The 13,568-nt window shown below is 67.0% G+C and carries 12 protein-coding genes; all 12 read left to right on the top strand.

The window, feature by feature from the left end:
* Window positions 1-5: 5 nt before the first annotated feature.
* The 12 genes from KIH74_RS22925 to KIH74_RS22870 all read left to right on the top strand — a co-directional run bounded on the left by KIH74_RS22925 (window position 6) and on the right by KIH74_RS22870 (window position 13,566).
* A complete protein-coding gene (locus KIH74_RS22925) occupies window positions 6-437 on the top strand; it encodes a hypothetical protein (protein ID WP_214158184.1) in 432 nt (143 codons plus the stop codon).
* 361 nt (window positions 438-798) lie between these two features.
* Complete coding sequence (locus KIH74_RS22920) at window positions 799-1,140, top strand: hypothetical protein (RefSeq protein ID WP_214158183.1); 342 nt, start codon at window positions 799-801, stop codon at window positions 1,138-1,140.
* Window positions 1,141-1,365: a hypothetical protein gene (locus KIH74_RS22915; protein WP_214158182.1), complete on the top strand. Its 225-nt coding sequence runs from the start codon at window positions 1,141-1,143 to the stop codon at window positions 1,363-1,365.
* Entirely contained in the window at window positions 1,365-1,772 is a 408-nt protein-coding gene (locus tag KIH74_RS22910) for a hypothetical protein (RefSeq protein ID WP_214158181.1), read from the top strand. The genes KIH74_RS22915 and KIH74_RS22910 overlap by 1 nt, the downstream gene beginning before the upstream one ends.
* A gap of 281 nt (window positions 1,773-2,053) precedes the next feature.
* Entirely contained in the window at window positions 2,054-2,971 is a 918-nt protein-coding gene (locus KIH74_RS22905) for a phage tail tube protein (protein WP_214158180.1), read from the top strand.
* A gap of 88 nt (window positions 2,972-3,059) precedes the next feature.
* Window positions 3,060-3,473, top strand: a complete 414-nt coding sequence (locus tag KIH74_RS22900; RefSeq protein ID WP_214158179.1) for a hypothetical protein — start codon at window positions 3,060-3,062, stop codon at window positions 3,471-3,473.
* A gap of 98 nt (window positions 3,474-3,571) precedes the next feature.
* Complete coding sequence (locus KIH74_RS22895; protein ID WP_214158178.1) at window positions 3,572-3,970, top strand: hypothetical protein; 399 nt, start codon at window positions 3,572-3,574, stop codon at window positions 3,968-3,970.
* On the top strand, window positions 3,963-8,435 hold the full coding sequence (locus KIH74_RS22890; RefSeq protein ID WP_214158177.1) for a hypothetical protein: 4,473 nt from the start codon (window positions 3,963-3,965) through the stop codon (window positions 8,433-8,435). The genes KIH74_RS22895 and KIH74_RS22890 overlap by 8 nt, the downstream gene beginning before the upstream one ends.
* Window positions 8,432-9,316: a hypothetical protein gene (locus KIH74_RS22885; RefSeq protein WP_214158176.1), complete on the top strand. Its 885-nt coding sequence runs from the start codon at window positions 8,432-8,434 to the stop codon at window positions 9,314-9,316. The genes KIH74_RS22890 and KIH74_RS22885 overlap by 4 nt, the downstream gene beginning before the upstream one ends.
* Window positions 9,317-9,324: 8 nt before the next feature.
* Window positions 9,325-10,401 (top strand): hypothetical protein, encoded by a 1,077-nt coding sequence (locus KIH74_RS22880; RefSeq protein ID WP_214158175.1) that lies wholly within the window; start codon window positions 9,325-9,327, stop codon window positions 10,399-10,401.
* 61 nt (window positions 10,402-10,462) lie between these two features.
* Entirely contained in the window at window positions 10,463-11,836 is a 1,374-nt protein-coding gene (locus KIH74_RS22875; protein ID WP_214158174.1) for a hypothetical protein, read from the top strand.
* Between the two features lie 68 nt (window positions 11,837-11,904).
* On the top strand, window positions 11,905-13,566 hold the full coding sequence (locus KIH74_RS22870) for a fibronectin type III domain-containing protein (protein ID WP_214158173.1): 1,662 nt from the start codon (window positions 11,905-11,907) through the stop codon (window positions 13,564-13,566).
* Window positions 13,567-13,568 lie beyond the last annotated feature (2 nt).

The raw sequence follows: 13,568 nt of genomic DNA, 5'->3' as shown, positions 1-13,568 counted from the left end.
CCCTGATGGCGTATGCGACCGTCGCAGACCTCGAAGCCAAGTGGGGCAAGGAACTCTCTGTCGTGCAGGCCGCGATGGCTGAGGTACTGCTAGAAGAGGGATCGGCGATCTTGGACGCTTCGGTGCCAGGTCTCGCTGCTGCCGCTGGTGTTTCGGTGCCGATGATCCTGATCCGGAAGGTGCTTACGGACGCGGCGCTCAGGGTCCTGCGTAACCCTGCCGGGGTGACCACGCAGACCGTGGGACCCGAGTCAGCGACGTTCTCCGGCCAGTCTCAGCGTGCGGAGCTACAGTTCCTCCCGGCCGAGCTGGCGCTAATCACTCCCGCCGACGGTGGCCTGTCGGTGGGCGGGTACGTGATCGGGTCTTTCAGGCTTGGCCGGCCCGACTGGTGCCACGGCGGCGGCGCGTTCACGCCGGAGCGGCGCTGGTGCTGAGTCACTACGCGCACGCCCGGACGCTGGTCCTCTTGGACGGGGCAGCGACGAGCGTCGATGAGTACGGCAACGACGTCGCATCGTGGCCGCAAACCATGGTGGCTGGCGCGGTGTGGTGGCCGTCATCGACCACCGAGGCCGAGCCGGTTGGGGCCACGACCACGAACACGCGGTACGGGGCGATGATGCCGGAGTCTACGGTCCATGCGGGGTCTGGTCGGCCACCGTCGTCGGTGGACAGGGTGATCTTGCCAGGCGAGGCAGGTGTGTGGGAGATCGACGGGGACCCGCGTGCGCATTGGTCTCCGATCACCGGAGCTCAGGGTGGGCTTTTCGCTTGGCTGGTTCGGGTGACGGGCTGATGGCATTCGCGGTCAACCGTCAGGGCATCACCCAAATGTTGGTGATGCCGGGAATTCTCGCCGATATGGGCCGACGCGCGGGGCTGGTCGCGGCGCGTGCAAAAGAGACCGCGCCCGTGGATGAGACCGGCTCGCATCCGGGCCAGTACCGGGACAGCATCACTACTCGGACACTGATCCGTCCGCGCGATGAGGACCCGCCCCGTGCCCGCCGGAAGGCGCCGCGGGCGTGCGGCAGGGTCACCGCGTCGGCGCCGGAGTCTCTGCTCGTGGAGTTCGGTACCGAAAAACAGGATGCGCACCGCACTTTGCGGGATGCGCTCGACGTAGCTGGAGACTGAGTGGACGACGTAGAGATCATCTGGGTGTTCCGGCCGGACGACCCGACCCGGCAGGGTCGAACGGAGCGTCTGCCCCGGGACCTGGCCGGCATCAAGGTCAGCGAGGGCCTGGCCCGGTACGCGCCCGTGAAGCAGGCCGTACCGGAGCCCGGGCCGGGGCCGGAGCCTGAAGAGGCGCCGAAGAAGCGAGTCCCGGCTCAGGGCAAGGCGTCCGCGCAGTCCTGATGTACCCCTCCGCCCCTCTTCTGCTGGTCAAGGAGACCGCGCTCCGGTTCCCCGCCGCCCGCGTGGCGACGGAAGCGCCGGCGAACCTTCAGGAAGTCCTGTCCGTGCAGCCGCTGATCCGGGTCGAGAGGTCCGGCGGCCCGCGTCGGCACTCGCTGGACCAGGCCAGCATCGACGTCGACGTTTTCGCGCTGACGCTCGTTCAGGCCGACGACCTATGCAGCAGTGTCTGCACTGTCTGGGAGTTCGACCTGCTCGGCGCCACGATCGACGCCGGGGTCCGGGGTGCTGCGGTGGTTGCCCGGGTGGTGATCACTTCGGGTCCGTCGCGGCGTCCGGTGGCGGACCCGAATCTGTTCCGGGTCGGCGCGACGGCGGCTGTCACGCTGCATTCGGTTGGTGTCTGATGCCGTCGCTTCAGATCGTTGTCGATGAAGCGGTGTGGCCGGACGTGGTCGCGTTGCTGATCGGCCGGTTCGGTGAGCCGGGCCAGGGTGTGACGCCTCGTGCTTTCGTTGAGGAGATCGCGGCCCGACAGTTCGCTGAGTTCGTCGCAGCATCAGCGAAACCGGCTGCTGGACAGAGTAATTCCCGGATCCGCCCGTCGCGGGTCCACCACTAACCAGGGGAAATCACCTACCTCGGGCCGACGGCTCCGGGGCACTTCCGCACGCCTGAGGAGGCCCTCGTGGGCATCAACACCGATCTCATTCTCGCCGGTATCGGCGCGGCCGGCGCATCGGGCGCCGAGCTGGCTTGGTTCGCGCCGCCCGGGACGACCGCCCCGACGAACGCGACGACCGCGCTGACCGCTGGCGTCAACGAACAGCAGACCATCACGATCACTGGTTCGCCGACGGGTGGGACGTTCACCTTGTCGTATGCCGGGCAGACGACGGCCGCGATCCCTTACAACGCAACAGCTTCAGCGGTCCGGAGCGCCCTGGGGGCGCTGTCGACGATCGGTGGGACTCAGAACATCACCGTCAGCGGCGGTCCTGGCCCGGCGACTCCCTATGTGGTGACGTTCCGGGGTGCGCTCGGGATGGCGGATCTTGCGGGTGTGACGGCGTCGGGGTCGTTCACGGGTGGCACGTCTCCGGCGATCGCGGTGACGCAGACGACGCAGGGCGCGCCGGGGTTCGTTTCTCCGGGCCTGGTTTCCGAGGACGGCCTGTCAGCGGACCTGTCGAACTCGTCGAATGACGTGAAGGCGTACGGTCTGAGCGCGGTGGCCCGGAAGATCGTCACCGACGAAACAACGACGTTCAAGGTCGTTTTCCTGGAAACCAACCCCATCTCCACGAGCATCTACAACCGTCTCCCGCTGACCGGCGACGGCGCGGTCTACCCCGACCAGAACGGGGACTGGACCACAACCGAGGGCCAGTTCCGCGCACAGCGGTACGCGTGCGTGTTCGATCTCGTCGACGGCCCGAACCGCATCCGAAAGTATTGCCCCAGCGCGGAAGTCACCGAAAAGGACTCCTTCACCATCAAAGCTGGCGAGGCGATCCTGTACGGCGTCACCCTCACCGCGTACGCCAACTCGGCGGGCGTCTCCGTGGCCACGTTCCACCACGTCCCGGCCCTCGCATCCGCCTGACCCATGATCGCGGGCGCGGCATGACCTCCCCTGGGTGCCGCGCCCGCCCCAACACCAACCAGGGGAAACAATCCAGGGGAGAACCAGAATGACCGTGCAACCCGAATACCCCGACGGCGTGAAGACCCCCACCGAACTCCACGCCGAACAGCTCGCCGACCCCGACATCACGCCGATCGAAACCGATGTCGCCGTGGAGACCGGGCCACAACCCGTCAAGACCGTCGCCGTCGAACTGCCCACCGGCAAGACAGTGAACGTCCCGATGATGTCCGAGTGGCGACAGTCAGCGCTCAACGCCATGCAGGCCGGCGACTTCGACACGTGGGCCGAACTCGTCCTGGCCGAGACGGACTGGGATGCCTGGGACGAGTGGCGGGACCAGGACCCGAAACTCGGCGAATCGCAGGCGTTCTTCCGTGCTGTGGGAAAAGCGACGGGCGAGGCAGCGGCTGGGAACCGGGCCTCCAGGCGACAGTTCGCGCGCACGCAGAGGCGCTAGAGGCTGATCTCCAGCACTACTACGGCGCCGATCTCGGTGACCTGTGGCGGCCGGACAACGGGCGGTCTCATCTGACGTGGCGGAAGGTCCGCGTCTGGATGGACCGTCTCCCGCCCGAGTCGCACTTCAAGACGGATGCCCGTGACGCGATGGACCCGGCCGTCTACCGGGAGGCTCTCGGGCCGGCCGAATCGTGGGGCCGCTGGTCGTCGTCGGATCATCTGGCGGCGGCTCAGGTCGACGCGCTTCGGCGTATCGAATGGCTTCTCGCAACGGTGAATTCGGAGAAGGGCAAGGCCCCGAAGCATCCGGATCCTGTCCCCCGGCCCGGAGTGTCCGGGGGTCTTCTCGGATCTGGTCTCGTCACGTCTGGGTCCGAAAGCCTCCAGGTCATCGCTGAACTCAAGGCCCGGCAGCGGGCCATGGGCGCCGAACCGAAACCCGACCAAGTCCAAGCGGTCCTCGACGAGATGATGGGAGGTGGATCCGATGAGTGAGATCACCGTCGGGTCTGTCTCCGTCGACATCGTCCCGGACGCACGGCAGTTCCCCCGACGTGTTGCAGCTCAGGTCAACCCGGAAGCCGCGAAGATCGGGCAGGAGTTCGGACGGCTCTTCGGTGCCGCTGCCGAGAGGGAGATGGCGGGTGGGGTCAGGGACGGGCTGCGGTCGGGTGGACGGGAGTCCACCTCGCAGGGCACCCGTGACGGTGAGTCTTACGGCGGTAGCTTCGGCCGGGCGCTAAAAGCACGCTTGGAAGCGGCGTTCCGGTCGCTGCCGGATGTGGAGATCGACGCTGACTCCACTCAGGCGGACAGGAAGATCGCCGATATCCGCCGACGGATCAGCGAGCTCCAGGACAAGCGCATCGGCGTCGACGTTGACGCGCGGACCGCGCTGGTCGAGATCCGCCGGATCCAGGACCAGCTGAGGGATCTCGGCAAGGGCACCACGGATCTCCAGGTGCGGACGGATGCGGCGGGGGCCAGTGCCGAGCTGCGGAGGTTCGCGGTCGAGGTAGGCCGCCTCGACGGACGCAGCGTCAATATCGACGTGGACGTCGACACGGCGGGGGCGTCCGCTCAGCTCGCGCTCATGCGCGGAAACGCGGTGGGCGCGCAGACCGGGATGCTCGCCCTCATCGGTGCCGCCGCGCTGCTCGGGCCGGCCCTGATCCCGGTCGGTGCTGCTGGTGCTGGGGCGATGGCCGCGATCGCTACCGGGGCGCTGGTCGCTGCCGGTGGTGTCGGGGTCCTGGTCCTGGCGCTAGCGCCGGTGATTGCCGCGGTCCAGGCGATCAAGGCTGCGGAGGATCAGACGGCGCAGTCGGCGCGTGGTGCCACGTCGGCGCACTTGCAGATGGCCGCGGCGATGGATGCGGTCGAGCAGGCGCAGCGGGGGTTGGCGTCGGCTCGTGAGGACGCTCGGGTGGCTGCGGTGCAGGCGGCGCGCCAGGTCGCTGATGCTGAGCGGTCGGTGCGGGACGCGGAGCGGCAGTCGGCCCGGGATCGGGTCGATGACGCCAGGAAGGTCGCGGACGCGAAGCGGCAGCTCGCGGATGCGGTCCGGCGGGCCGCCGACGATGTCGAGGCTGCGGGGCGGGCTGTTGAGGACGCCGAGCGTGGTGTCGCTGACGCGCAACGGTCTGCTCTGGATGCGCAGCGGGCCCTGGCCGACGCCAGGAAGCAGGCTGCCAGAGACGCCGAAGACCTTGCCGCGCGTGTGGCCGGCGGCGCGCTGGATGAGCGTGACGCGGTGCTGCGTGTGCAGGAGGCGCAGGAGCGGCTGGCTGAGGTGATGGCTGATCCGGAGGCTTCGGATTTGCAGCGTCAGCGTGCCCAGCTTGCGGTCGAGGAAGCTTTGCAGGGCCTGGAGAATCAGCGCCGCGAGAATGCGCGGCTGGCTGAGGAGAAAGCTGCTGCGGATGCGGCGGGTGTCGAGGGTTCCAAGGCCGTCGTTGACGCTCAGCGGGGTGTCGTGGATGCGCAGGAGCGTGTCAAGGACGCCCAGGACGCGGCGTCTGAGGCGGCCCGGAATCAGGCTGTGGTTGCGGGTGATTCGGCTCGACAGGTTGCTGATGCTCAGCGTGGGGTGGCGGATGCGGAGCGGTCTGCGTCTCGGCGTCGGGCGGATGATGCGCGGCGGGTTGCTGATGCGCAGCGGGCTGTGGCGGTTGCGGTGGATGCCGCGGCGCAGCAGCAGCGCCGGTCGGCGGAGTCGATTGTTTCGGCGCAGCAGGCGGTGGTTTCGGCGCAGCGTGGTGTTCAGCAGGCGTCGCAGTCTGCTGGTGCTACGGGTGGCGCGGCGATGGATAAGGTCCGCGACAAGATGGCGGCGCTCACGCCGGAGGGCCGCCGGTTCGTTAATTTCTTGACGGGTGAGCTGTTTCCGCAGTTCTCTGGGCTGTCGGATGCGGCGCAGGCGAGGTTCTTGCCGGGGTTGCAGGATGGTCTCGCGGAGCTGAAGCCTTTGATCCCGGGGTTGACGACGTTCGTCGGGGACCTGGCGACGACGATGGGTGACCTGGCTCGTGAGGCCGGTAAGGCGCTCGGTGGGCCTTTCTGGACTGATTTTTTCGGGTACGTGGGTGATGTGGGCCCGGACCTGCTGGGGAAGATTGGCCGGATCATCGGGGATCTGGTGCAGGGGTTCGCGGGTTTGGTGAAGGCGTTCGACCCGGTCACGCAGGACTTTTTCACGGGCTTGGAGAGCCTCACTCAGGCGTTCTCGGATTTCGGGACTAACGCCGAAAATAACAGCGGCTTCCAGGGTTTCATCGCGTACATCCAAGAGGTTGGTCCGCAGGTGATGGCCACGCTGGGCGCGATCGGGCGGGCTTTCGGTCACATCCTGGAGTCGTTGGCGCCGCTGGGCCCGATCGTGCTGCGGGTCATTGAGGGTTTCGCAGACTTCATCTCTAGCCTTCCGCCGTCGGTGATCATCGGTATCGCGGTGGCGATCGGCGCGGTCGCAGCCGCAATGACGATCATGAACATTGCGATGGCCGCGAACCCCGTCGCTCTCATCATCATCGGTCTCGTCGCTCTCGGCGTCGCCCTCTACGAGCTGTACCAGCGATCCGAATTTTTCCGTGGCGCAGTGGATCTGATCTGGGCCAAAACCCAGCAGATCATCTCGGCCGCATGGGACATCATCCGCCCAGTCCTGGAAGCGTTCGGGAAATTCATCGTCGAGACGTTGCCGGCCGCATTTGAGAAAGGCATCGGGTTCCTGTCGGGCGCGTGGTCGGGGTTCGCCACCGCGATCGGCGTGACGTGGGGTCTGATCCGGGCTGTTTTCTCGCTGGTGTGGACGTGGATCCGCGATCATGTGATCGAGAACTTCAAGGCGCAGTTGGCGAAGATCGCCGCCGGGTGGGTCAATTTCAAGGACGCGGTCGGCGACACGTGGCAGGCCATCAAGGGATTCTTTTCGGCGGTGTGGACGTGGATCCGGGATCACGTCGTCGAGAATTTCAAGACGCAGTTGGGAAAGGTGGCCGGTGTCTGGGATGGCTTGAAGACTGCGATCTCTGAGACGTGGTCAGGGATCAAGGATGTCTTCTCGGCTGTCTGGACGTGGATCCGTGACCATGTGGCGGCGGCGTTCGATCGGGAAGTCCGTGGCCTGTCGAACATTTGGGATGGTCTGAAGACGGCAGTCACAGAGATCTGGTCCGGTAAGTACGGCATCAAGACGATCTTCGATGCGGTCAAGGACTACATCTCCGACAAGGTCGTTGACGGATTCCGGCGCGGCGTGGACGCCATCGGCAGGGCGTGGGACAAAGTCCGGGAAATCGCAGCCGCACCGGTGCGTTTCGTGATCGAGACAGTCATCAACAAAGGCATCATCGGCGCGTTCAACAAGGTCGCCGGGTTCTTCAAGCTGGACAAGCTCGACGAGGTCCCGGTCCCAGAATCACTCCAGGTCCAGAAACGCGCCTACGGCGGCTACATCAGCGGGCCAGGCGGGCCACGGGAGGACCTCATCCCGGCCATGCTCAGCAACGGCGAGTACGTGATCCAAGCCAACGTCGTGAGCCGTCTCGGGCGGTCATTCTTCGACTACCTCAACCGCGGGGGGTCTATCGGCGGGGACCCTGGCGGGATCGCGAAATTCCGTGACGGCGGGCTCGCGAGGCGTATCCAGGACACCGTGGACTGGCTGCCATCGGTTGACCCGCTCCCGTACATCTGGGGCGCGGTCGGGCCCGGCGGTTTCGACTGCTCCGGTCTCGCCGGCGAGGTGTGGGCGCGAGTGTTGGACAAGGCCCGGAACACGCGGTATTTCACGACCGCAGCGAATTTTGGTGGTCTCGGGTTCGCGCCCGGTGAGGGTGTTTACACGATCGGCGTGGACCCGGGCGTGCACATGGCTGGACGTCTAGCTGGGCTCCCGTTCGAGGCAGCATCGACAGCCTCCGGTATCCACGTGGGTGCTCAGGCGCGACCGGTGACGACGTTCCCGCAGGTCTACCATCTGGCCGATCTGCCGGGCGGCAAGGGGTCGGGCGGTTTCTTCGATTGGGTGAACCCGCTGCCGGACATCGCGGGCCTGTTCAAGGGCCCGCTCGCGCGGCTGGATTCGATCACGGATTCGCCGTGGGGTCAGCTGGTTTCGCGGGCGCCGATCGCGTTGATGGATGCTGCGAAGGACGCTCTAGGGGACGCCGTGAACCCTTTCCGGGATGGAGGTTTCGTTGAGGCCACGAAGTATGACAGCGGTGGCTACCTGCCTCCGGGCCTGACGACGGTGATGAATGCGACGGGCCGGCCGGAGCCGGTGTTCACTGCGGCGCAGTGGGCTGATCTGCGGGCGAACGGTGCTGGTCGGGGTGGTGGTCAGCCGGTGGTCGTCACTCAGAACATCACCAATCCGGCGCCGGAGACTGCTGGTGACTCGCTGGCGTCTGGGATGCGGAAGCTAGCGTTGTATGGGCTGGTTGGGCAGCGAGGATGACGGCGTCTCCGATCGTCACGGATGTCCCGGGCGAGGGCTGGTGGATCGACGGCGTCTACCTGGGCGACATCGGCACGATGATCACCGCTGATGGGTGGGATGACGTCGCGGCCGAGCGCGGCGACGACCAGGAGCTGCTGGGGTTGGATGGGGTGCGGTTCCGCCCGCATTTGACGGCTGCTGGGACGCGCACGATTCAGATGGGTGTCCATGGTGCGCGGTGGGATGGGTTCCAGTGGGTGTTGCCGGCGTCGGGTACGGCGCAGCGGGCGTTGTTTGAGGCGAATCTGGATCGGTTGCTGCGTTTGGTCGGGGTCCGTCATCGGCCTCTGTTGGTGCGGCGCGTGTACCCGGATGGGTCGGTGCGGCGGGCGCAGTGCCGGGTCACGGGGCAGATCGCTCCGACCAGGCAGGGCAACAGCTATGGCGAGGTCCAGTTCACACTGTTGGTGCTGGGCGGGTTTTTCGAGGATGTCGACGAGCTCACTTCGCGCCTGCCGTACGACACGGATGGGCCGAGCACGCAGACAGTTGAGGTGTTTTCGCTTCGCGGTCAGTCGGGTTCGTGCGCCGACGCCGAGATTTCGGTGACCGGCGCGTGTTCGTCGTTGTCGGTGGTGGACGCCGAGACTGGGCTCGGGTTTTCGTACGCGTCGGCGCTGACTTCGGGGCAGACGCTGGTGGTTCAGCCGGGCGGGCGGTTCGCGGCGACACTGGCCGGGGCGTCGATCATCACGTCGATACGGTTCGGCGGGTCCCGCCTGCTGCGGATCAGCCCAGCGCCTGATGAGTCCCGGGGCCCGTCACTGAAGATCACAGCCCCCGGGAAGACGTCGGCGTTCTCGGTGACGGTCCGCTCGCGACGGAAGTGGCTGCGATGATCTCCCCAGTGTTCCAGGTGTACAACGAGACCGGAGCGGCAGGGCTGTCGGTTCTGGAGGCCGTGACCGACTGGGCGATCTCGGACGTGCTCTGTGATGTCGGGGCGCTGTCGCTGACCCTTCCGCTGGACACGGTCGGCGCCGAGCACCTTCTCGTGGACGCCGACCGGCAGGTTCGGGTTCTCATGGCGGGCGCGCCGGACATGTGGTTCGTCGCCGACGATGACGCGTGGGCTGGCGTTTCGGACCACCCGGGGAGCGAGCTAAGGCAGGTCGCATGCCGGGGCCTGGCCGCCGTGTTCGACGAGTGGTTTCTCGACGGGGCGGTGACGTTCGAGAACCGCAACCCGGGCGACGTGGTCGCGACCGTGTTCGCGGCCGGCCAATCGGCGGGATTTTTTCAGGGCGTCACGTTGCTCGGCGGTGGTACGGCGGATGCGTCCGGGAACCCGTGGCCGACCAGTTTCAATGTCGATTACGACGCTGACAAGAGCCTGCTCGCGATCATGAAGCAGCTGACCGATGCGCGGCTCATGGAGTGGCGGATGGTCGGCCGCCAGCTGCGGATCTACGCGCCGAACGGTCTCCTGTCGAGTTTGCCGGGCGTGTTGCAGCCTGGCGGGGATGTTCTGTCGGCGCCGGTCACCAGGTCCAGGCGTTCGGTCGCGACGCACGTGCAGGTCGCCGGGGACGAGGCCACTCCCCCGACGATCCGGTCTCAGGCGCTCCCGGGCCGTCGTCAGCGCATGACCCTGTTGCAGCAGCCAACGGATTCGGCGGTGGATCCGGCTGTGGCTGGTGACTTGTATCTGGCTGCGCATGCGGCGCCGGATGTCCAGTTGTCGCACGAGCTCGCGGATTCCGCGGATTGGGTGCCGTGGGTAACGTACCGGCCTGGGGATCAGTTGCCGACGGTCGCGGCTGGGGACGGGGTGGAGTTGTGGCGTGTGCAGCAGGTCGCGGCTCGCGGCGGCGTGGATGGTGTGCAGATTTCGGTGGAGCTGGGTTCGCTGTTAAAGGTTGCTGAGGAGCGTCTTGCGGATCAGGTCGCGGTGTTGTCGCCGGGTGTCCGGGTTTTAGGGTAGGTGGTTGAGGGTGCCTGTTAGTCCTACGCTTTCAAGCAAGATCGTTACGGGGACGGTCCTGTTGCCGGATGGCACTCCGGCGGCGGGCAAGGTCAGGTTCCTGCCGCTCGCGCTGGTGCGGGACGTCACGAGCGCGGTGACCATTCTTCCGGCACCGATTTTCGCCACTCTGGTCTCGGGCGCGTTCTCCGTCGAGTTGTCGGTGACCGATGACCCGGACGCTCAACCGCAGGGCTGGGTGTGGGAGATGACGATCCTCGCGGAGATCAGCGAGACACGTCGATTTCAGCTGCCGTCGAGTCTGCCCGCGACGGTGGATATCGCGGAGCTTGAGGACGCGTCCCCGGTCGCACTCGTCCCCCAGTACCAGTATGTTTCGGCGGCCCAGTTCGCGGCTTTGCAGGCGCAGGTCGCAGGGCTGGAGCTGGACTCGGGCCTGTCGCAGGCAGCGGTCTTCACGGCACCGGGCACGCACTTGTGGACTGTCCCGCCGAATGTCACGACGGTCACGGTCGCGATGACGGGTGGTGGCCCGGGCGGCGGTGGCGGGGGTGGCGGTGGCGGCGGTGCGTCCGACAACTACTCCAACTATGCCGCGAACCCGTACGGCGGTGGCGGGGGTTCTGCTGGATCTGGCGGTGGCGCCGGGTATTTCGTTCTTGCGGAAGCGATCTCCGTGACGCCGGGCCAGACCGTGACGGCTGTGGTGGGCGCTGGCGGCGCCGGGGGTTCCGGGGGTGCAGGCGGGGCCGGTGGAGCGCCGGGCGCGAACGCGACCGGATCGGCCGGCGCGAACGGCAGCAACGGCAGCAGCGGCGGCGCGTCGTCGTGTCTGGGTTTCACGGCTGCTGGTGGTCAGGGTGGTCGTGGTGGCGCGGCTGGTGCGGGGGTTGGTGAGCTGGCGGATCCGGCTTTCACGACTGGTGGGGCGCCGTCGGGTGGTACGGGGGGTCGGGCGGGCCGCCGGTCGAATAGCCCGGCTGCTGGTAGCGCGGGCGGTAATTACGGCGTGGCCGGTGCTGGTACGGCGGGTGGTGCTGCGGCGCCGTTCCAGGCTTCCCTGTTTCCGCCTGGTGGTGCTGGCGGTGGTGGCGGTGGTTTGGGTGCTCGCCGCGACGACACCGGTTCGGTCGGTGGTGGCACGGGCAGCCCGGGCGCGGGCGGCAGCGACGACGGCGCGGGTGGTGTGGGTGGTTCGGCGGGCTCGAATGTCGCGACCCCCACGGCCGGGTTGACGGGCGTTAACGGTCTCCCGGGCGGGGCGGGTCAGGCTCGCCCGTCGGGCGCTCAGCCGGGGTCGGGTGGTCATGGCGGTGGTGGTGGTTCTGGTGGTGGTGGCGCTTTTTCGGGCGCGGCGGGTACGGGCGGCGCTGGTGGTGATGGTTCTGCGGGCGTTCCTGGTTCGGTCCGGATCATCTGGCGCCCGCTCGTATAAGGAAAAGCGTTTCTGGTCAGGCCGTCCCGAAGCTCGGGACGGCCATTTTGATGCCCTTGGAGGGGCCCATGCCGTACCGACTGATGCCCGCATCCGGGTCGAACCCGGTTTACCTGTGGAATGTGAGCGCGGGAAGCGAAACTTTCGTTCTCCCGGCTAACTTCGCGACAGGCCGCAAGATCACGTTCTTACGTGAAGACGCATCGGTGAACACTGCCACCGTGCAGGCTCCCACCGGGCAGACCCTCGATGGGTCCCTGAACGGGACCTCTGTCGTCCCCGCCAACGGTGAGAAGTCCTTCTTCCCGACCGACCCAGGGATCTGGGAATCCCTCGGCGGATCCGGCGGCGGAGGCGGAGCGGTCTCCTCCGTCGCCGGCCAGACAGGAGACGTCAGCGCAGCCACAATCGCATCAGCCGTCGCCACCCAGACCGCTCTCACGTCAAGCTTTGCCAGTCGCTCAGCCGACTACGCCGACGGCCGCTCATACAACATCGGGGACCTCGTCACCTACTCCGGTGCGATCTACCGGATCACCAGCGCCTACACCTCATCCGGCGGCGCGCTCGACCTCACCAAGGCCACCGCCGTCGGAGGAAGCGGCAGCAGTTCGGGGCCGGGGACAGATACCTGGCTGAAGAACGCAGGTAACTGGGCGGTGAAGACCGTCTCCACCTCGGATTCCGCGACCGGCTTACCGCTAACCGGGACCGTGCTGTGGACCGACGGCCTGGAGGGCGCGTTCACCTTCACGCTGACCTCCGGCGACTACTCGGCCTGGACAGTGACGTGGGTGAGCGGAGGAACCACCAAAACGGTTGCAGCCTCGGGCATCACCTACGACACCAACGGCAACCGGCTCGGCCCCACCTCCGTAGCAGTCACGACCGGCGGAACCGCGACCGCGCCGTCAGCACCCACCAACGTCACTGCGACGACCGGCAGCCAGGTCAACGTCACGTGGACCCTCGGTGCCGATGGTGGATCAGCGTTGACCGGTCAGAAGATCCAGGTCTCCAGCAACGGAGGCACCTCATGGACCGACGCCCTCACGGTCAGCGGCACCGCGACCTCAGCAACCATCACGACCGGCCTCACCGCAGGGACCAGCTACATCGTCCGGGTGCAGGCGACGAACGCAGTGGGCACCACATCATCGTCTCCGTCGTCCGCCGTCACGGCTGGCGCGGTCGCCACGATCTACTCGTCCGACCCACTGACCGGTTCTGGCGCCCTGGGAACTGACACCCAGGGCCACACCTGGACGATGCCGAACACCGTCGCCTACACCAGGACGACAGACGGCGCCTACCCGACCGCAGGTACCGGCGGTACGTACTCGGCAACCCTGGATGACGGCCAGACCGACGGTGACTACCGGCTCAAGCACTCATTGCAGTCCACGGCTGCATGGGGAATTCTCGTGGCCGGCTCCGCGGATCACACGACTGGCTACCTGTGCTGGGTGAGTGCCGGCACGAACCTGATGATCAGCAAGAGGACCGGACCATCCACGTTCCCAGGCCCGGCCCTGGCCACCGCGGCAGTGACGTACTCCTCCGGCGCCGAGCTCCGCGTGACTAAGTCCGGGACGACGATCACCGCCACCTACAACGGCGTGACGGTAACCGCGACGGACTCGACGTACTCCGGCCCGCAGTGCGGCATCTACAACTACAACGCCAACGGGACAGGCCGCTTCACCGGCTGGTCGCACGCAGCCCTCTGATC

Origin of the sequence: Kineosporia corallincola, assembly GCF_018499875.1 — a bacterium.
GTDB classification, from domain to species: Bacteria; Actinomycetota; Actinomycetes; order Actinomycetales; family Kineosporiaceae; genus Kineosporia; species Kineosporia corallincola.
Note: the sequence above shows the minus strand (reverse complement) of the source record. Positions and strands in the feature narration are given on the sequence as shown.

Coding starts and splice junctions, on each gene's coding strand:
- KIH74_RS22925 (WP_214158184.1), top strand. CDS start 6: ATGGCGTATGCGACCGTCGCAGACCTCGAAGCCAAGTGGGGCAAGGAA.
- KIH74_RS22920 (WP_214158183.1), top strand. CDS start 799: ATGGCATTCGCGGTCAACCGTCAGGGCATCACCCAAATGTTGGTGATG.
- KIH74_RS22910 (WP_214158181.1), top strand. CDS start 1,365: ATGTACCCCTCCGCCCCTCTTCTGCTGGTCAAGGAGACCGCGCTCCGG.
- KIH74_RS22900 (WP_214158179.1), top strand. CDS start 3,060: ATGACCGTGCAACCCGAATACCCCGACGGCGTGAAGACCCCCACCGAA.
- KIH74_RS22895 (WP_214158178.1), top strand. CDS start 3,572: ATGGACCGTCTCCCGCCCGAGTCGCACTTCAAGACGGATGCCCGTGAC.
- KIH74_RS22890 (WP_214158177.1), top strand. CDS start 3,963: ATGAGTGAGATCACCGTCGGGTCTGTCTCCGTCGACATCGTCCCGGAC.
- KIH74_RS22885 (WP_214158176.1), top strand. CDS start 8,432: ATGACGGCGTCTCCGATCGTCACGGATGTCCCGGGCGAGGGCTGGTGG.
- KIH74_RS22870 (WP_214158173.1), top strand. CDS start 11,905: ATGCCGTACCGACTGATGCCCGCATCCGGGTCGAACCCGGTTTACCTG.